General features: G+C 65.1%; 13 protein-coding genes. 8 read left to right on the top strand and 5 right to left on the bottom strand.

The genetic code is table 11. The features are described from left to right. Positions 1–2 precede the first annotated feature (2 nt). From LNV09_RS02075 to LNV09_RS02060, 4 genes are all read left to right on the top strand, one after another. Complete coding sequence (locus LNV09_RS02075) at positions 3–950, top strand: alpha-E domain-containing protein (protein ID WP_263555409.1); 948 nt, start codon at positions 3–5, stop codon at positions 948–950. A 14-nt stretch (positions 951–964) separates the two neighbouring features. After that, positions 965–4,393 (top strand): transglutaminase family protein, encoded by a 3,429-nt coding sequence (locus tag LNV09_RS02070; protein WP_263555408.1) that lies wholly within the window; start codon positions 965–967, stop codon positions 4,391–4,393. 68 nt (positions 4,394–4,461) lie between these two features. Continuing rightward, positions 4,462–7,047: a circularly permuted type 2 ATP-grasp protein gene (locus tag LNV09_RS02065; RefSeq protein WP_263555407.1), complete on the top strand. Its 2,586-nt coding sequence runs from the start codon at positions 4,462–4,464 to the stop codon at positions 7,045–7,047. Then, the gene (locus LNV09_RS02060) at positions 7,044–7,937 is read left to right on the top strand and encodes a transglutaminase family protein (protein ID WP_263555406.1); all 894 of its coding nucleotides are present in this window, start codon (positions 7,044–7,046) and stop codon (positions 7,935–7,937) included. The genes LNV09_RS02065 and LNV09_RS02060 overlap by 4 nt, the downstream gene beginning before the upstream one ends. Before the next feature lie 530 nt (positions 7,938–8,467). Here the strand turns inward: LNV09_RS02060 and LNV09_RS02055 are convergent. Further along, positions 8,468–9,598 carry a PEP-CTERM sorting domain-containing protein gene (locus LNV09_RS02055; protein WP_263555405.1) on the bottom strand — a complete coding sequence of 377 codons (1,131 nt, stop codon included), beginning with the start codon at positions 9,596–9,598 and terminating at the stop codon, positions 8,468–8,470. A 294-nt stretch (positions 9,599–9,892) separates the two neighbouring features. Between LNV09_RS02055 and LNV09_RS02050 the strand changes: the two genes are divergently transcribed. Both LNV09_RS02050 and LNV09_RS02045 read left to right on the top strand, forming a co-directional pair. Beyond that, positions 9,893–11,329 carry a sensor histidine kinase gene (locus LNV09_RS02050; protein ID WP_263555404.1) on the top strand — a complete coding sequence of 479 codons (1,437 nt, stop codon included), beginning with the start codon at positions 9,893–9,895 and terminating at the stop codon, positions 11,327–11,329. Further along, a complete protein-coding gene (locus tag LNV09_RS02045; RefSeq protein ID WP_263555403.1) occupies positions 11,322–11,957 on the top strand; it encodes a response regulator in 636 nt (211 codons plus the stop codon). Before LNV09_RS02050 ends, LNV09_RS02045 begins: the two co-directional genes overlap by 8 nt. Before the next feature lie 14 nt (positions 11,958–11,971). On the opposite strand, the gene LNV09_RS02040 is transcribed toward LNV09_RS02045, so the two are convergent. From LNV09_RS02040 to LNV09_RS02030, 3 genes are all read right to left on the bottom strand, one after another. Continuing rightward, on the bottom strand, positions 11,972–13,525 hold the full coding sequence (locus tag LNV09_RS02040) for an FAD-binding domain-containing protein (protein WP_263555402.1): 1,554 nt from the start codon (positions 13,523–13,525) through the stop codon (positions 11,972–11,974). Next, on the bottom strand, positions 13,525–13,800 hold the full coding sequence (locus LNV09_RS02035; protein ID WP_263555401.1) for a TIGR03643 family protein: 276 nt from the start codon (positions 13,798–13,800) through the stop codon (positions 13,525–13,527). The genes LNV09_RS02040 and LNV09_RS02035 overlap by 1 nt, the downstream gene beginning before the upstream one ends. Positions 13,801–13,954: 154 nt before the next feature. Then, positions 13,955–14,905 carry a LysR family transcriptional regulator gene (locus LNV09_RS02030; protein ID WP_263555400.1) on the bottom strand — a complete coding sequence of 317 codons (951 nt, stop codon included), beginning with the start codon at positions 14,903–14,905 and terminating at the stop codon, positions 13,955–13,957. 93 nt (positions 14,906–14,998) lie between these two features. Between LNV09_RS02030 and LNV09_RS02025 the strand changes: the two genes are divergently transcribed. Together LNV09_RS02025 and LNV09_RS02020 are read left to right on the top strand one after the other, a co-directional pair. Next, positions 14,999–15,892, top strand: coding sequence for a DMT family transporter (locus LNV09_RS02025; protein WP_263555399.1), 894 nt, complete (start codon positions 14,999–15,001; stop codon positions 15,890–15,892). A gap of 15 nt (positions 15,893–15,907) precedes the next feature. After that, positions 15,908–16,828 (top strand): CHAD domain-containing protein, encoded by a 921-nt coding sequence (locus LNV09_RS02020; protein WP_263555398.1) that lies wholly within the window; start codon positions 15,908–15,910, stop codon positions 16,826–16,828. Here LNV09_RS02020 and LNV09_RS02015 read toward each other — a convergent pair. Next, positions 16,825–17,862: an SdiA-regulated domain-containing protein gene (locus LNV09_RS02015; protein ID WP_263555397.1), complete on the bottom strand. Its 1,038-nt coding sequence runs from the start codon at positions 17,860–17,862 to the stop codon at positions 16,825–16,827. The two genes, LNV09_RS02020 and LNV09_RS02015, sit on opposite strands and share 4 nt — an antisense overlap. Positions 17,863–17,889: the final 27 nt, after the last annotated feature.

The following is a 17,889-nucleotide window of genomic DNA, read 5'->3' as shown; positions in this document are numbered from 1 at the left end:
CAATGCTCTCAAGAACCGCAGACCACCTGTTTTGGCTCTCCCGTTATATGGAACGGGCCGAAAACACCGCCCGCATGCTGGACGTCAACTACCAGACCTCGCTGCTGCCGCAGTCGGCCGAGGCCGCCGAGCAGGGCTGGCGCAGCCTGCTGTCGATCTCCGAGTTGACCGGGCCTTATCAAGCCCGCTGGGGCGAAATCGACAGTGAACGCGTCAAGCATTTCATGGTCAGCGACGAACGCAACCCCTCGTCCATCCTGAGCTGCCTGCGCGAAGCGCGCGAGAACGCCCGCGCGGTGCGCGGCACGTTGACCACCGAAGTCTGGGAAACCACCAACCAGACCTGGCTGGAGTTCAAACGGATGATTGCCGACGGCTTGCTGAGCCAAGACCCGGCCGCTCTGTGCGAATGGGTCAAGTTCCGCTCGCATCTGTCGCGCGGCGTGACGGTGGGCACCATGCTGCAGGACGAGGCCTTCAACTTCCTGCGCATCGGCTCCTTCCTGGAGCGGGCCGACAACACCGCACGGCTGCTGGACGTGAAGTTCCACGCACTCGAAGCGGCGGCCGAGCCGTCCGGCCCTGGGGCGCGCGACTTCTACCATTGGTCAGCCGTGCTGCGCTCGGTGTCGGCGTTTGAGGTCTACCGCAAGGTCTACAGCAATGTGATCACGCCGGACAAGGTGGCCGAGCTGCTGATTCTGCGGCCCGATATGCCGCGCTCGCTGGCGCATTGCATGGCGCGCCTGCTCAGCAACTTGAAGCGGGTCGCCAACAACCAGTCGGGCGAGACGCTGCGCTTGGCCGGCCGTATCCATGCCGACCTGGAGTTCGCCAGCATCGATGAAATCCTGCAACCTGGCTTGCATGTTTTCCTGAGCCAGTTTCTGGATCGCGTCGGCAAGCTCGGGGTGGGTATCAGCCGCGACTTCTTGAATCCGTCGGTTTAACTAATTAGGCACACATGGCCATCCGCGTCGCACTGCATCACCGAACGAGCTACCGCTACGACCGCGCTGTGACACTGTCACCGCATGAGGTGCGGCTGCGGCCAGCGCCGCATGCGCGCACGCCCATCCTTTCCTACTCGCTCACCGTCGAGCCGGCCGAGCATTTCATCAATTGGCAGCAAGACCCCTACGGCAATTACATCGGCCGCTTTGTGTTCCCCGAGAAGGCCGAAGAGCTCAGCTTCACCGTCGATCTGGTCGCCGATATGACGGTGATCAACCCGTTTGACTTCTTCGTCGAAAAGTACGCCGAACGCTTCCCCTTTGCCTACCCCGCCCAACTGGCGGCGGAGTTGGGGCCCTATCTGCAGGTCGACCCGCCCGGCCCGATGCTGAAGGAATGGATAGAGGCGGTACGCACGGAGATGCTCAGCACGTCGCTGCCGACGAATGACTTTCTGGTCTATCTGAATCAGCGCGTGCAGGTCCGCATCGGCTATTTGCTGCGCATGGAACCGGGCATTCAAACGCCCGAGGAGACGCTGCAAAAAGCCTCGGGCTCCTGCCGAGACAGCGCCTGGCTGCTGGTGCAGATCCTGCGCTCGCTGGGCCTGGCCGCGCGTTTTGTGTCCGGCTATCTGATCCAGCTCAAGCCCGATCAAGCCTCGCTCGACGGCCCCAGCGGCACGGCGGTCGACTTCACCGATCTGCATGCCTGGACCGAGGTCTACATCCCCGGCGCCGGCTGGATTGGCCTCGACCCGACTTCGGGCATGCTGGCCAGCGAAGGCCATATCCCGCTCGCCTGCACCGCCCTGCCCTCGTCGGCTGCTCCGGTCAGCGGCTTCACCGACAAGGCCGAAGTCACTTTCGTGCATGAGATGACGGTGACCCGCATCCATGAAGATCCGCGCGTCACCAAGCCCTATTCCGATGCCGACTGGCAGGCCATAGACCGCCTGGGCCAGCAGGTCGACGCCGACCTCAAGCGCAATGATGTGCGCCTCACGCAAGGCGGCGAGCCGACCTTTGTGTCCATCGACGATATGGACGGCGCGCAATGGAATACCGAGGCGCATGGCGAGCACAAACGCGAGCTGGCCGGCCAGCTGATGCTGCGGCTCAAGAAACATTTCGCCCCCGGCGGCATGCTGCATTACGGCCAGGGCAAGTGGTACCCGGGCGAGCCGCTGCCGCGCTGGGCGCTGAATATCTATTGGCGGGTCGACGGCCAGCCGATGTGGCGCGACGCCTCGCTGTTCTCGGCAGAAGGCAGCAACGACGGCTATGGCAAGGCCGAAGCCGAACGCTTTATGGCCGCGCTGCTGGAGGGTCTGCATCTGCCCGCCGCCAGCGCCATTCCCGCCTATGAAGACGTGCGCCAGCAGGCGCAGATCGAAGAGGGCCTGCCGAGCAATTTGAACCCGCTGTTCGCTGATCTGAGCGACTCCGAGCAGCGCCGCCGTCTGGCCCGCTTGCTGGACAAGGGCCTGGGCGAAGTCGTGGGCTATGTGCTGCCACTGGCGCCGACACCGTTTGAGCCCGGCGTGAGCCTGAGCAGCAGCTGGCGCAGCTCGGCCTGGCCGCTCAAGCGCGAGCATCTGTACCTGATCGACGGCGACTCCCCCTTAGGCCTGCGACTGCCGCTGAACTCGCTGCCCTGGGTCTTGCCGGAAGAGCAAGAAGCCGAATTCGATCTCGACCCCTTTGCCGAACGCAGCGCGCTGCTGGAAGCCAAGGCGACGCTGGACGTCAAATTGACCCATGCTGACCGCGAAACTCAGCGGGGCCCACGCGCCGCGCTGGCGGCGGCCAAACGGCTGGCGCGTGCCACCCTGGGTCGCTCGACCAGTGCCGAATCCGAGGCAACGCCGCCTCCTTTGGCCGGCCAGCACAACGCCACGCCGGCACCACGCGACGTCATTCACACTGCCCTGTGCGTGCAAGTCCGGGATGGGCGCCTGCATGTCTTCATGCCGCCGATCAAACGCATCGAAGACTATCTGGCCCTGGTGCAGATCGTTGAAGCCAGTGCCGCCAAGCTGCAGCTCAAGCTGTGGATCGAAGGCTATGGCCCGCCACGCGACCCCCGCATCAAGCTACTCAGCGTGACGCCGGACCCCGGCGTGATCGAGGTCAATGTGCATCCGTCGGCAAGCTGGAACGAGCTGGTCTACACCATGGGCACGCTCTATGAAGAGGCGCGGCTGAGCCGCCTGGGCACCGAGAAGTTCATGGTCGACGGCCGCCACACCGGCACCGGCGGAGGCAACCATGCGACCTTGGGCGGCGCTACCGCCGAAGACAGCCCGATGCTGCGCCGCCCCGATCTGCTCAAAAGCCTGATCACTTATTGGCAGAACCACCCGGCCCTGTCCTATCTGTTCTCGGGCACCTTCATCGGCCCGACCAGCCAGGCGCCGCGCGTGGACGAAGCGCGTGACGACAATCTGTATGAGCTGGCGATCGCCTTCCAGCAGATGGACCGGGTCTTGCCGGGCATGATGCCGGGCGACAAGCCCTGGATGGTTGACCGCCTCTTGCGTAACCTGTTGGTCGACCTGACCGGCAACACGCATCGCTCGGAGTTCTCGATCGACAAGCTCTACTCGCCCGACGGCCCGACCGGGCGCCTGGGCCTGGTCGAGTTCCGCGCCTTCGAGATGCCGCCGCATGAGCGCATGAGCTTGCTGCAAATGCTCTTGCTGCGCGCGCTGGTGGCGCGCTTCTGGCAGCAGCCTTACCAGGCCAAGCTGGTGCACTGGGGCACGGCACTGCATGACCGCTGGATGTTGCCGCATTTTGTGGCGCAAGATATCCGCGATGTGGCGCGCGACCTGCGTGCGGCCGGCTATGCCTTTGAGGACCATTGGTTCGACCCTTTCATCGAGTTCCGCTTCCCGCGCTTCGGCACCGTCGTCTATGAGGGCGTGGAGCTGGAGCTGAGGCAGGCGATCGAGCCCTGGAATGTCTTGGGTGAGGAAATGGCCGCCGGTGGCACGGCGCGTTATGTCGACTCCTCGGTCGAGCGCATGCAGCTCTTGGTGCGTGGCCTGACCGATGGGCGCCACGTGATCGCCTGCAATGGCCGCATGCTGCCGCTGCATCCGACCGGCATCCCTGGCGAATATGTGGCGGCGGTGCGCTTCCGCGCCTGGAGCCCCTGGTCGGCCTTGCACCCGACGATTGGCGTGCAAGCGCCGCTGACCTTTGATCTGGTCGACACCTGGAGTGGCCGCGCGATCGGTGGCTGCACCTATCACGTCGTCCATCCGGGCGGGCGCAGCGAGGAGCATTCGCCCGTCAACGCCAATGCGGCCGAGGCGAGGCGCTTCGCGCGCTTCTGGCCACATGGCCACACGCCGGGGCCGATGACGGTGTTCAAGGAGCCGCTCAACCCGAGCTTTCCGCTGACGCTGGATCTGCGCTGGCAGCCGCTGTGAACGTGGTGGCCACGCGTGCAGAGATAATCACGGCCCTCTAGTCCCCTCGCGAACCTGCTCGCCACACCGTGCCCTCTCGACTCCTTGCCGGCTACCCGGCCGCCACCGACCGCTTTGACGAAATGCTGGGCGCCGACGGTCAGCCCCGCCCGCATTGGCGCGCGCTGCTGACGGCGCTGGCGCGCGAAGCACCGGGCGTGATGCGCGAGCGCGACGAGGCGGTGCAGCGCCAGGTGCGCGAAAACGGCGTCACCTACAACGTCTACGCCGACACGCGTGGCGCCGGCCGGCCCTGGGACTTGAACGTGCTGCCGCTGATCTTGCCGCACAACGAGTGGGCCGAGATCGAGGCCGCCGTGACGCAGCGCGCCACGCTCTTGAATCAGATCTTGCTGGACGTCTACGGCCCGCAACTGCTCTTGCAGCAGGGCCAGTTGCCGCCGGCCTTGATCCACGGTCATGCCGGCTTCTTGCGCCCCTGCCATGGCATGCGCCACCGCGACGGCATTGCCCTGCACTTCTATGCGGTGGACCTGGCGCGCGCGCCCAGCGGCCGCTGGTGGGTGGTGGCCGACCGCACACAAGCACCGTCCGGCAGCGGTTATGCGCTGGAAAACCGCGCGGTGATTGGCCGCACCTTCCCCGATCTGATGCGCGACCTGAATGTGCGTCCCCTGACCGGCTTCTTCGACAAAATGCGCGACAGCCTCAGCTACTGGGGCCACCAATGCGCCAACAGCGGCAGCACGCCGCTGCGCGCCGGCGAGCCGCCGCTGATCGTCTTGCTGACACCCGGCCCTTACAACGAGACCTATTACGAACAAGCCTATATGGCGCGCCACCTGGGCTTGCCGCTGGTGGAAGGCTCGGACTTGACCGTGCGCAATGGCATGGTCTGGCACAAGACCTTGTCCGGCATGAAGCGGGTGCATGTGATCATGCGCCGGGTCGACGATGACTATTGCGATCCGCTGGAGCTACGCGCCGATTCCAGCCTCGGCATCCCTGGCCTGATTGAAGCCGCCAGGCTGGGCAATGTCTTGATCGCCAACAGCCTGGGCTCCAATCTGCTGGAGTCGGGTGCCTTGCTGGGCTTTTTGCCGGCGCTGTCGCAGCGCGTGCTGGGTGCGCCGCTGAAGATGCCATCTGTCGCGACCTGGTGGTGCGGCGAACCGGCCGCCTTGGCCCAGGTGATCGCCAAGCTGGACCGGCTGGTGATCAAGCCCAGCTTCCCGCAAAGCCGCCAGTTCACCGTCTTCGGCCAAGACCTGAAGGGCGCCGAGCGGGCGGCCTTCATCGCCAAGCTGCGCGCTCATCCGGCCGACTATGTGGCGCAGGAACTGGTGCATCTGTCGCAGGCGCCGGTCTGGCGCGCCGATTTGAGCAAGCCAGGTCATGGCTCACGTGCAGGCTCGCATGGTGGCCTGGGCGCCAGTGCAATGGGCTTGCGCGTCTATGCCTGTGCCACGCCGACCGGCTATGTGGTGATGCCCGGCGGCCTGACGCGCGTGGCCACCGGGCCCGATGTGCGCGTGATCACGCTGCAGCGCGGCGGCGGCAGCAAGGACACCTGGGTGCAGGCGCGCGAGCTGCCACTGCAAGACGTGCACCGGCCGCTCTCGCGCACCACCACGGCGGCCGATCTGGTGCGCGACGACACCCATGTGTCGAGCCGCGCAGCCGAGAACCTGTTCTGGTTCGGCCGCAATGCCGAGCGTTGCGACAATATCGCACGCCTGTTGCGCGTCAGCCTGAACTTCTTGTTCAACCTGCGCCCCGCTTCTCAAGGCGCCGAGTGGCCGACCGTCAAGGCGCTGTGCGCGCAACATCATCTGCTCGACGGCAAGAACCCGCCCAAAGACAAGGAAGCCGCCGAGCGTTTGCCGCCACTGAGCGACGCGCAGGTCGAACAGGCCTTGCTGCTGGCCGTGGTGTCGCCCGAAGTGCCCGGCCTGGCGCGCCAGCAGCAGCAGCTCTACCGCAGCGCCAGCCAGTTACGTGAGCGGCTATCGATAGACAACTGGCGCGCCCTCAATCGCATGCTGCAACAAACGCCGCCCGAGGCCAAGCGTCTGTCGCAAGCCGACGCGATGACCTTGCTCGACGAGGCCGCCGCCGCCTCGATGACGATGGCCGGCTTTGCGCTGGACGGCATGAACCGCGATCTGGGCTGGCGCTTTTTGTCGCTGGGCCGGCGGCTGGAACGCTTGCAGTACCAATGCCAGGTCTTGCAAAGCGCTTTGAGCATGGACGCCGACGGCGAGCTGGACTGGCTGCTGGAGCTGGCCGACAGCATCGTCACCTACCGCGCACGCTACCGCGCTCAGCCCGAGTGGCTGCCGGTCTTGGACCTGCTGCTGCTGGACGCCAGCAACCCGCGCTCGGTGCTGTTCCAGCTCGACGGCATCACCAAGGGTATGGACAAGATTGCGCTGGCCGCCGGCAGTTGCACGACCAGCAGCAGCTTTGGTGGCACTGAGATGCAGGCCGTGCGCGAGCAGCTGTTGGCGCTGGCGCCGGCCACCGAGCTGTATCCCGGCAACGCGCGTCTGACGCAGTTGCTGCTGCGCATACGGCGTGCCGCCGAATCGATGTCCGAGCTGGTCAGCGTGCAATTCTTCAGCTACACCGGCGAGAAGGCGGCCCAGCGATGAATGCCACCAGCATCCGCTACCGGGTCGAGCATGAGACCGAGTACAGCTATCAAAGCCCGGTCACCTTGTCTCAGCAATACCTGCATCTGACGCCGCGCAGCTTTGCCCTGCAGGCGACCGAATCGCACCGGGTCTTGGTGCGTCCCGGCGAACATGAGGCCAGCGAGGGCCGCGACTATTTCGGCAACCCGACACGCCGCCTGACCCTGATGGCGCCGCATAAGACACTCAACGTGCATGCCGAGTCGCTGGTGAGTTTGAGCAAGCGGCCCAGCATGGCCCAGCTGCAGGGCTCCAAGCCCTGGGAGTTGGCGCGTGACCTGGTGCAGCGCGCACAGTCACCCGACACCCTGGAAGCAACGCGTTATCTCTACGCCTCGCCGCATGTCGAGCTGAGCGCGGCGCTGGAGCTCTATGCGCGCCCGAGCTTTCGCCCCGGCCGGCCGGTGCTTGAGGCAGCGCTGGACCTGACCCAGCGCATCTTTGCCGACTTCAAGTTCGACGCCGAGGCGACCGAGATCTCGACGCCGCTGGAGCAGGTCTTGAGCGGCCGCCGCGGCGTCTGCCAAGACTTTGCGCAACTGATGATTGGCTGCCTGCGCAGCCTGGGCCTGCCGGCGCGCTATTTGAGCGGCTACATCCTCACCCACCCCAAGCCCGGCCAGCCGCGCCTGGTCGGTGCCGATGCCTCGCATGCCTGGGTGTCGGTGTTTTGCCCGCTGCATGGCTGGATTGACTTTGACCCGACCAACCGCTGCCTGGTGCAGGGCGAGCACATCACCTTGGGTTGGGGCCGCGACTTCAGCGACGTGACGCCGATGCGCGGCATCGTGCTGGGCGGCGGGGCGCAGCAGTTGCAAGTGAAGGTGACGGTGACGCCGCTGGGGTGAGGCGATTCGTGCGTTTGCACTCGTCATCGTGACATGGCCAGACTGGGTTTGACGCGGCTTCCAAGTGCCCGGTATTGCCACTCGGAATGAACTCTTGGCAGGGATTGCGCATGGCTTGGGCCACTCGCCCGTTTTTTGCTTTCATCCCCTCCATCCTGGCTAGCTAATTCCTTCTTGGCTACTGCAGGAACAAGAAATTTGAGCCTGGATGGAGAGGATAGAAGGGAAAATTACGCTGCCTGAGGTTCGCGCCCAGCCGGCCTGATAGAAAATTTTCATGCAGTCAGCCTGGCGGCCAAGCAGCGGCTCCGGGCGCTGAGCCGGCTTCCAGGTTCGGCGGGCCGTCTGGCCAAACTCCAGGCAGCGTGCCGAAGCAGCGGTCGTTGCGTGGCTAAGCCATCATTTTCCAAGTCTGACCCTCCTAGGAGCCCGCCCACACTGCAACGCCTGGCAGAGCTTTGCAGCTCTGCCGGACGCCCTTGGTTCAGCGCTCCATGCCCGTCATACCTGCGCTGGAGCGCGCGAATGGCCTAATCCCGCGGCCGCAAGCGCAGCCCGAAGTAGGCCAGCCCGGCCAACAACAGCGCAAAGCTGCCGGGTTCCGGCACCGCAGCAGCCAGCGGCGGCTGCACGGCGTTGAAAGCCGCCATTTGCGCGCCAACATAGTCGCCCAGCCCGCCGCAATCGGCTGGACCGGCGCCGCCACCTCCACCGCCGTGGCCACCACCGCCGCCGCCGCCACCACCACCACCGCCACCGCTGCAAAGCGCTTCGCCGGACGCGCTCAGGTCGCCGATGTATTTGTAGAACTCATAACGCAGCACCAGCGCGGCATCGGCCGGGTTGAGGGCGAGGTTCGCCAGCTTTTTGCCATTGTTGTCGCCGGCTTGGAAGATCTCAAATTCGGTCTCGATTTCGGCGTCCTTGGGCACATCGGCATGACCCTTCAGTAGATCTTCGAGTTTGACGTTATGGTCAACATGCTTGGAAAACACCTTGACCCAGAACGGCGTGCCGAACAATTCGTTCTCGGCCTTGTGCGCCTCGATTTCGGCCACCACAGGCCGCGCTTGCCCCGCCGGCACCGGCGCGCCTGCGTAGGCGAAGTTCACCACCGGGATGGATGCTTGCTGCGCCGTCAGCGTGCCGCTATTGCCAGGGTCTACCAACCAGTTGTAATTGACTTTGGCAGGCGAACCGTAGGTGCCGATGCCGAAATGGTCACAGGTCAATGCGCCGGAGTTATACGAGGGGTTGCCCAGCGCCCAGCAGCTGTCGCCGGCCAGCGGATAGGGGCCGGTCGGCGTGCCCACGCTCCAGGCGCCATTGGCGAAGTTGGCCTGGTAGCGGATGCGCACGCCGAAGCCGGGCAGGTCGATGATGGTCGGGGCGCCGTAGCGTTCGACCGAGGTCGGCGGCACGCCGAAGTCGCGGTCCAGCCCGAACACGCTGTAGATCTTGCTGCGGTCGAAGGAAGAGTCCTCAATTTCAATTTCAAAGCCATGAGCCTCGTGGCCGGTATCGTTGACGGCATCAAAGTTGCCAAGGCTGCCGAATACCTGCGCCTGCACGCCGAACGGCACGGTCAGCAGGGCCAGCCAGGCCGCCAGGCTCACTGCCGATTTGCGCCAGGGCGCCCGCTTGGATGATTTCATCGTCATGTCTAGCTCCTTCGATTGAGTTGCGTGGGTGGCAAGCCGCCGGCTCGCAGCGCAGGCCGCGCCGCCCTTGCAGGACTGCTTTTCACCGGACCTATGCTAGGCAGGACGAGGCCGCAATGGCAGGCCTGAACGGCGCTTATTCGGGCCGGCCAAGGTCGGGAAATTTTCAGACCTTGGTCCATGGCGGCGGGCGCTCGAGTGGGTTAGGCTGACGGCGCGGGCCCGACCCTTCCGACACTTGCGACCCTGGCGAATGCAGCATTGCAGATCCAGTCGCGCAGCCGATTCCCCTCCATGAAAAACCTCTTCACCGACCGTTCTCTGTCCGAGCAATTCTTGTTGTTGAGCTTTCCCATCCTGCTCGGCGCGACGCTGGCAATTGGCTGGTGGGTAGGCCGCCAGGTCGAGGACAGCGTGGTGCACCGCATCGGCGCGGTGACGGCGCTCTATGTCGACAGCTTCGTGGCACCGCATGTGCAGACGCTGCGACGTGGCGACGTACTCAGCGCGGCGGATATCGAAGCTATCGGCGCCGACCTCGCCAACACGCCGCTGGGGCAGAAAATCGTCTCGCTGAAGATCTGGCGGCCCGACGGTCTGGTGCTGTACAGCAACGACGCGGCAACGATGGGGCGCAAGTTCCCGATCGACCACGGGCTGGCGGATGCGCTGGCCGGGCATATCTTTTCCGAGATCAGTGCGCGCTCGAATGCCGAGCAAACCCAGCATGGCCAGCCGATGCCGCGCCTGATCGAGACCTACACGCCGATTCACGCGGACCGCACCGGCGAGGTGATCGCCGCTGCCGAGTTCTACGAGCGGCCGGATGAAGTCGACCGCGAGGCCGGTGCGGCGCAGCGGCGCAGCTGGTTGCTGGTCGCAGGCAGCATGCTGACGACCTATCTGATGCTGTTCGTGCTGGTGCGGCGCGGCAGCCGCACCATCGTGCAGCAGCGCGCCGAGCTCAGCGACAAGGTCCTGCAGCTGACGCAGCTGAACCAGCAGAACCAGCAATTGCAGGAGCGCGTCATCCGCGCCGCCGAGCGCGCCACTGCGCTGAACGAAAACCTGCTGCAGCGCATCTCCGCTGACATCCATGATGGGCCGGGTCAGGATCTCGGCTTTGCGCTGATGCAGTTGCAAAACGCGGCCGATGCCACGCCCGGTGACGGCGCTGACGGGCCCTCGGCCTGGTCGAGCAAGCATCTGGAGCCGGCGCGGCTGGCGGTGCAGTCGGCGTTGCTGGACCTGCGCGCCATCTCTTCCGACCTCGAACTGCCTGATATCGGCCCGCTCGGTGCAGCCGAGCTGGTCGCGCGGGTGGTGCGCGACTTCCAGGGCAAGACCGGCACGGTGGTCAACGTGCAGACCTCGACCGCCGCCGCAGCCACAGGCGCCACAGGCGATTTGCCCGAGCCCTCGTTCAGGGTCAAGGTCACCTTGTACCGCTTGCTGCAGGAGTCGCTGTCGAATGCTCATCGCCATGCGCAGGGCCGGCAATGCCGGGTGCTGTTGCATCACGACGGCACCCACCTGCACGTCGAGATCAGCGACAGCGGCCCGGGCTTCGATACACAGGCAGCGGTGGCTGAGGCGCAGCTGGGCCTGCGCGGCATGCGCCAGCGCGTCGAGGTGCTGGGCGGCACTTTCGAGCTACGCAGCGCGCCTGCTGCAGGCACCACCATCCGGGTCACGCTACCCTTGCATCCAGACGGACATGATGATGACTGAGTTGATAGAGATCCTGGTCGTCGATGACCATCCGCTGTTTCGCCAGGGCGTCGTGCATTCGCTGGGACTGGACCCCGACTTCAAGGTCGTCGGCGAGACCGCCTCGGGCGAAGAGGCGCTCGCGCTGGCCCAAAGCCTGCTGCCACAGGTGGTCTTGCTGGACATCAGCATGCCCGGCTGGAACGGCATCATGACGGCCGAAAAAATCGCCATGGCTTGCCCGGCCACGGCCATCGTGATGCTGACCGGCTCGGAGGACAAAGACAAGCTACTCGCTGCCCTGAAGGCCGGCGCGCGCGGCTATGTGTTGAAGGGCGTGTCGGCGCGGGAGCTGGCCCGTGTCGTGCGCGCGGCGGTGGCCGGCGAGGTCTATGTGTCGCCGTCGATCGCGGCCGAGATGCTGGTGTCGCTGACGCAGGGCCGGGCGCCTGACCCGCTGCAGGAATTGACCGAGCGCGAGCGCGAGATCCTCGCGCTGATCGGCACCGGCCTGACCAACCGCGAGATCGGCGAGCGCGTGTTCCTGTCAGAGAAGACGATCAAGCATTACGTGACCAATATCTTGCAAAAGCTGCAGGTGCGCAGCCGCGTCGAGGCGGCGCTGCTGGCGAGCCGGGTGCAGCACTAGGCCCGGCTGGCCGTTCAAGCGAACAGCTCGCCCTGCAGCGAAGGGGGCACAGCTGCTTTGCTCTTGCGCCGCGGCGCCGAGGTCGGCAAGCCACTTTTGCGCGAACCGTGACGGGCCTGCACTTGGTCGGCCTCTTCTCGCGCCTGCTCGGTCTTGCGCAAGCCATACATCCGGTCTTTGGCGGCCTGGGTCGCCGCCTTGTCGTCGACGATGGGGCAAGGGTAATCGACGCCGATCCCGCAGCCTGCCAGGCGCTGAACGCTCAAGTCCATCTTCCAGGGCTCGGCCAAATACGGCAGCGGCACACGGCCAAGTTCGGGCACCCAGCGGCGGATGAACAAGCCCTGCGGGTCCTGGTCCAGCGCCTGTTTTGTCGGGGAGTAGATGCGCAGCGTATTGATGCCCGTGGTGCCGCTTTGCATCTGCATCTGGCTCCAATGGATGCCCGCTTCGTAGTCCAGAAATTGCCGCGCCAGAAACAGGCCGGTTTGGCGCCAATGCAGCCACAAGTGGTAGCTGGCAAAGCTCACCAGCATCGCCCGCATGCGAAAGTTGAGCCAACCCGTGGCGACCAGCGAGCGCATGCAGGCGTCCACCATGGGGTAGCCCGTGCGACCTGTGCACCAAGCCGCAAAATGGCCGTCATTGAAGTCGTCCTCCCGCAAGCCATCGCAGACACGGGCAAAGTTGTGGAACTCGATGCCGGGCTCATCTTCGAGCTTTTGCATGAAGTGGCAGTGCCAGCGAAGCCGCCCGGCAAAGCCGCGCAGCGCATAGGCCAGCTCGCGGTCAGGCGCGCGGGCAATGGCTTGCTCGGTGGCCTGGTGCACCGTGCGCAGGGAGAGCGTGCCGAAAGCCAGGTGGGGGCTCAGACGGCTGCACCCCTGTTCGGCACTCAAGGGGCTGGATAGTGCTTTGCGGTAGTTGTAGCCACGTACTTGCAGAAAGCTTTTGAGCATGCGCCGCGCCGCCTTTTCACCGGCCGCCTGCAAGGTCTTGCGGTGCGGCGCCAGCCCCAGGCTGGCTAGGTCGGGCAGCTCCGCTTGGGCAAGCGCTACCGCCGCAGTGAAACTACCGTCCAGCCTATGCACAGGCGCGTCCATCCGCGCCTGCCAGCGCTGTGCCCAGCCCGTACGGCTGGGCAGGCGCCGCACCACCCCGGTCTGGGTGAATTCCTGCCACGCGATGGAGGCCGTCTTGCACCAGGCTGCTACCTGCAGGTCGCGCCGATAAGTCCACCCCGGGCCGGTCTCTTCATGGCTCAATAGATGGGTGAACGCCAGCTCGCTGTGCAACTGGGCAAGCACCGGTACGACGGAGCCCACTCGCACCAGCAGGGGCAAACCCCGCAAGGCCAAGGCCTCGCGCAGCTCCGCCAAGCATGCCAATAAGAACTCCACATGACTGGCATCGCACTCGGGGCTTTGCAGCCATTCAGGCTCAATGACAAACAAGGCCAGCGCGTCCTTGCAGGCCTGAGCGGCCACCAGCGGCGCATGATCGTGCACCCGCAAATCGCGTTTGAACCAGACCAAAGCCCGCCGCGCAGGCACGCTGCCGAGATCCATTACTGGCGGGTATGGGTCGCGCGGTGGCGCAGCAACTTGGCGCCGCACAGCGCCGCATGTTTGGTGCGGCGGCCGGCCATGCGCTGGCGCCACATGCGAAACGATGAAGGCCTCAGCTCTCGCCGCATCAGTGCAAGCACAGCGGACTCATTCAAGCCGAACTGGGCCTCAATGGCGTCGAACGATGTCCGGTCTTCCCAGGCCATCTCGACGATACGGGAAACATCGGCTTGCGTCGGTGCAAAGGGGACGGTCTTGACTAACGCCTGGTTCATCTGAGTATCCTGAGTTTGGCAGCGGGGCCGAGCGGCTCGTTAAGCCCTTTGGCACAGGCGCGATTCTGGCCGTCCGAGCAAGGCCCAGCACTTCGACAGGGTATTTTCCTGACTCTGTCGACGCGTGCGGCTCGCTGCCAGGGCCGTTTGATGATCACTCGCTGATGCGATGCGGCGCCTCGTCCGCCAAACCCGCCACCAGATGGTCGATGCAGACCCGCAGCTTGGGTGCCACATAGCGGTTCGACGGGTAGAGCAGCCAGGCCATGCCCGCGTAGTCGGTGCCATGCTCCCAGTCCGCCAAGACCGGCTGCAAGCCCCCGCTCGCCAAGGCCTCGCGGGCGACAAACTCGGGCAGGCTGGCGATACCTAAACCATGCAGCGCGCCCTCCAGTCGCAGCTCGCTGTGGTTGGCGACATAACGCCCTTTGACCTTGACCGTGGCCGTCTCACCGCCGCGCTGTGTAAAGCGCCACTGCCGGTCACGCTCGTCTTCCCCCAGATAGAGGCAGCTGTGCGCTGCCAGTTCGCGCGGATGCACTGGATTGCCATGCTGGCGCAGGTAGGCCGGGCTGGCGCACAGGATATGGCGCAGGCGCAAGAGGGGCCGGCCGGCCAGACCCGGCGGCGGCGCGTCGCCGACACGGATCGCCAGGTCAATCGACTCTTGGTACAGGTCCACGGTTCGGTCGGTGACGATCAGTTGCACATCAACCAGCGGGTATTGCGCCAGGAAGGCCGGCATCAAAGGATGGATCAAATGGCGCGCGATCGCCTTGGGGCAGCTGACGCGCAAGAGTCCGCTGGGCCGTGCCGCTTTGTCCGCCTGGCCGCTGTCGCTCAGCGCCATCACCTCGCGCGCCGCCGCCAGCATCTGCTGGCACTGCGCATACGCGGCCGCTCCTGCCTCGGTCAGGCGCAGCTTGCGGGTCGTGCGCTCCAGCAGCCGCACCCGCAACAAAGCTTCCAGGCGCGCCACTTGCCGACTGGCCGCCGAAGGGCTGACACCCGCTTGCCGCGCCGCCGCCGAGAAGCTGCCGGCCTCGACGACGCAGGCAAACATAGCCATGTCCGGCAAAGCCTCAAACGAGTAATTGATGCTCATGGCGCACAAGTGTTATTCCGAACTGCCAGATTATCACCGCCAAGGCAAAACTGAATAATCCACAGGTCTCTTGCACTCGCCTTCCAAAAAACCATGTCCAGCCTGACCCTGCCCCATCCCCATACACATCTGCTGCGCCTGTCTGACCTGATGCTCTTGCTGGTGGCCATGGTCTGGGGCAGCAGCTACGGCGTGGCCAAGGGCGCGCTGGCTTTCTACCCGGTTTTGGGCTTTTTGGCGCTGCGCTTCTCCGTCACTTTCGCCCTGCTGCTGCCGGCCTTGCTGCGGGCCGATGCCGAACAGCGCCGCGACGCGCTGGTCTGCGGCCTGCCCTTGGGCGGCCTGATGTTGTTGATCTTCCTGTGCGAGACCTTTGGCGTCGCGCTGACGCAAGCCAGCAATGCAGCCTTTTTGATCAGCCTGTGCGTGGTGTTCACACCTTTTGTCGAATGGGGGCTGCTGGGGCGGCGGCCGGCGCGGGCGATGTTCGGCTTTGCGGCCGTCTCGCTGCTGGGTGCTGCCTTGTTGAGTGGCGGCTTGCTGGGCCAGATCGGTTTGGGAGACGGTTTGATGCTGGGCGCTGCACTACTGCGCGCCATCACCGTTTGCATGACCAGCAAGCTCAGCCGTGATCGGCGCGCGCCCGCTTTGGCCTTGACGGCGGTGCAGTCCGGCGTGATCGGTCTGGGCAGCCTCGGCCTCGCCCTGCTTTCGCCGAACGGCCTGCCTGCCTTGCCGGGTGACGCCGCATTTTGGTCGGCCAGTGTCTATTTGATTTTGGGCTGCACCGTGTTCGCCTTCTTTGCGCAGAACTGGGCGCTCAAGCACAGCTCACCCAGCCGGGTGGCGCTGTTGATGGGCAGCGAGCCGGCCTTTGGCGCGCTGTTCGCGGTGCTGTGGCTGGGTGAGTCGCTGAGCCCGCTGGCGTGGACAGGCGGCGCGCTGATCGTGCTGGCGGCGCTGTGGACGAGCATGCGGCGCGGCTGAGCTAAGCTGGCCGCCATGCCCAACTCGCTCAAACCGTCCAAAGCCCGGCCCGTCAAGCTCCGCCCCGGCATCACGCTGGAGCAAGGCTTTATACAAATCGCCCGCAATTGCCTGCGCCAAGTACGCGCCAACGAGGCGGGCTTGCGGCACAGCGCCGAGGCCGAGTTCGTGCACCAGATGCGCGTCGGCCTGCGCCGGCTGCGCTCGGCTTTGGTTTTGTTCAAACCCTGGATTGCGCCGCCGCCGGCGCTGCTGGCCGAGCTCGCATGGCTGGGGCAGCGGCTGGGGGCAGCGCGCGACGCCGAGGTGCTGGCCGGCAGCACGCTGCCCAATTTGATGGCGCTCGGCCCAAGTGAAGATTTGCAAGTGCTGCTGCATATCAGCGTCACCACAGCCAAGCGCCGTCGCGGCGCAGCCGCACGTACGCTCAAGACAGAGCGCTACCAAGCTTTGGTGAAGCAACTCGAACAATGGCTCAAAGCCTGCAGCTGGCGCGCTGATGCTCCTCGCCCGACAGCGCTTGGTGAGTCGCTTGCACCGGCCGCTGCGGCCATGCTGAGGCGCCGCAAGAAGAAGCTGCGGGCCGCTGCGCTGAAGGCGCAAGCACAGCCCAGCGCAGCGGCCAGGCATCAGCTGCGCATTGCCGTCAAGAAAATGCGTTATGCGAACGAATTCTTCGGCACTCTTGAAGCTGCCAAGGGCAAGGCGACACTGGCTCAGTTGTCCGCCTTGCAGGACTTGCTGGGGCAAAACAATGACGCCGAAGTGGCCCGGCTGCTGCTGCTGGACTTGGCCCAGGCGCAGCCGGCCTTGCTAGAACAGGCCGCATTTGCGCGCGGCATGCTGTGGGCGCAATCACAGCAGCGGATTGCTAGCTTGGGTCCGCTGCTGCGCGGGCTGGGCCTCGAAAGGGTGGGCCCATCTGCGTCGACTTAGGCCTGGCGGCGGCGGGCGCGCAGGCCCAGCAAACCCAGACCCAAGGCCATCAAGCCATAGGTCGAAGGCTCGGGCACCGGCGAGATCGCCGACAGCACGATCAGTTGCGACTTCACGCCAGGCAAAGCGCCACCGGTTTGGTCCTGCTCGGCAACCAAATAGATATTGCCCAACTCATCAACGGTCACACCTTCGATGCCGTTATTCGGCACAACATTGCTGAGATCAAAGCTGCTCAGCACCTGACCCTGGCGGTTCACTTCCACCAACTTGCGCGAGCCCAGGCTCAGCACCAGCAGATTGTCGGCAGCCGCGCTGCCCGCCAAGGCATCCACCGAGGACAGCGTCTGCACATCCGACAAGGTGCTCAGGCCCATCGAAGCCGGATTGAACAAGCTGACCATCGTGGACACGCCACCGCCCGGCGGGGTGGAGCCGTCGCCGGAGTTGCTCGGCGGGGCGCCGGTGGCCGCTGCAAAACTCAGCCCGCCGCTCAAGATGTTCTGGGGCGTCTGCTGTTTGATGGTGATGAAGCTGCCATCGCCGCGCGCGTCATAGCTGATGCCTTCGATGCCGTTGTTGCCCACCGCGTTATTGGCGATGGACACAAAGTTGTTCTTCAAAGCCGCGCTGCCGCCGTTCACAAAGCTGAAGCGGTAGACATCTTGCAAGCGCTCCTCGCTGACCACCAGCACGCCATTGCCCAGGTAGGCCAGACCTTCGGTGTCATGCTTGGTGCTGCCGGTGCCGGCCCAGTCGAAGGCCATCTTGCCCAGGGTTTGGCCGGTGCGCGAGATTTCGACCACGCCGGTGCCTTCGTCGCCGACAAAGAACAGCGTGCCACGGTCGCTCGCATAGCTGACCGCCGAGGCCTCCAGACCCGAAATCTGTCCGGCCGTGGTGCCGCCCAAGATGTCCAAGGCGTAAACCCCGTCCACCTTGTAGTTGTTCAGATTGAGGGAGCTGCCGGCTTGGGCGAAGCCTGTCGCCAACAAGGTAGCCGCGAGGGCGAGGATCGATTGATTGAGTTTCATGATGGGCCAGAGGGTGGAGAACGAGGA

Origin of the sequence: Paucibacter sp. B2R-40 (assembly GCF_025717555.1) — a bacterium.
In the GTDB taxonomy this organism is placed as follows: Bacteria; Pseudomonadota; Gammaproteobacteria; order Burkholderiales; family Burkholderiaceae_C; genus Paucibacter_A.
The sequence above is the reverse complement of the archived record's forward strand: the minus strand, read 5'-3'. Positions and strand labels throughout refer to the sequence as shown.

What these genes read in the sequence shown, in the direction of transcription:
- LNV09_RS02075 (WP_263555409.1), top strand. Translation starts at nt 3, where the DNA reads ATGCTCTCAAGAACCGCAGACCACCTGTTTTGGCTCTCCCGTTATATG.
- LNV09_RS02070 (WP_263555408.1), top strand. Translation starts at nt 965, where the DNA reads ATGGCCATCCGCGTCGCACTGCATCACCGAACGAGCTACCGCTACGAC.
- LNV09_RS02060 (WP_263555406.1), top strand. Translation starts at nt 7,044, where the DNA reads ATGAATGCCACCAGCATCCGCTACCGGGTCGAGCATGAGACCGAGTAC.
- LNV09_RS02055 (WP_263555405.1), bottom strand. Translation starts at nt 9,598, where the DNA reads ATGACGATGAAATCATCCAAGCGGGCGCCCTGGCGCAAATCGGCAGTG.
- LNV09_RS02050 (WP_263555404.1), top strand. Translation starts at nt 9,893, where the DNA reads ATGAAAAACCTCTTCACCGACCGTTCTCTGTCCGAGCAATTCTTGTTG.
- LNV09_RS02045 (WP_263555403.1), top strand. Translation starts at nt 11,322, where the DNA reads ATGACTGAGTTGATAGAGATCCTGGTCGTCGATGACCATCCGCTGTTT.
- LNV09_RS02040 (WP_263555402.1), bottom strand. Translation starts at nt 13,525, where the DNA reads ATGGATCTCGGCAGCGTGCCTGCGCGGCGGGCTTTGGTCTGGTTCAAA.
- LNV09_RS02035 (WP_263555401.1), bottom strand. Translation starts at nt 13,800, where the DNA reads ATGAACCAGGCGTTAGTCAAGACCGTCCCCTTTGCACCGACGCAAGCC.
- LNV09_RS02030 (WP_263555400.1), bottom strand. Translation starts at nt 14,905, where the DNA reads ATGAGCATCAATTACTCGTTTGAGGCTTTGCCGGACATGGCTATGTTT.
- LNV09_RS02025 (WP_263555399.1), top strand. Translation starts at nt 14,999, where the DNA reads ATGTCCAGCCTGACCCTGCCCCATCCCCATACACATCTGCTGCGCCTG.
- LNV09_RS02020 (WP_263555398.1), top strand. Translation starts at nt 15,908, where the DNA reads ATGCCCAACTCGCTCAAACCGTCCAAAGCCCGGCCCGTCAAGCTCCGC.
- LNV09_RS02015 (WP_263555397.1), bottom strand. Translation starts at nt 17,862, where the DNA reads ATGAAACTCAATCAATCGATCCTCGCCCTCGCGGCTACCTTGTTGGCG.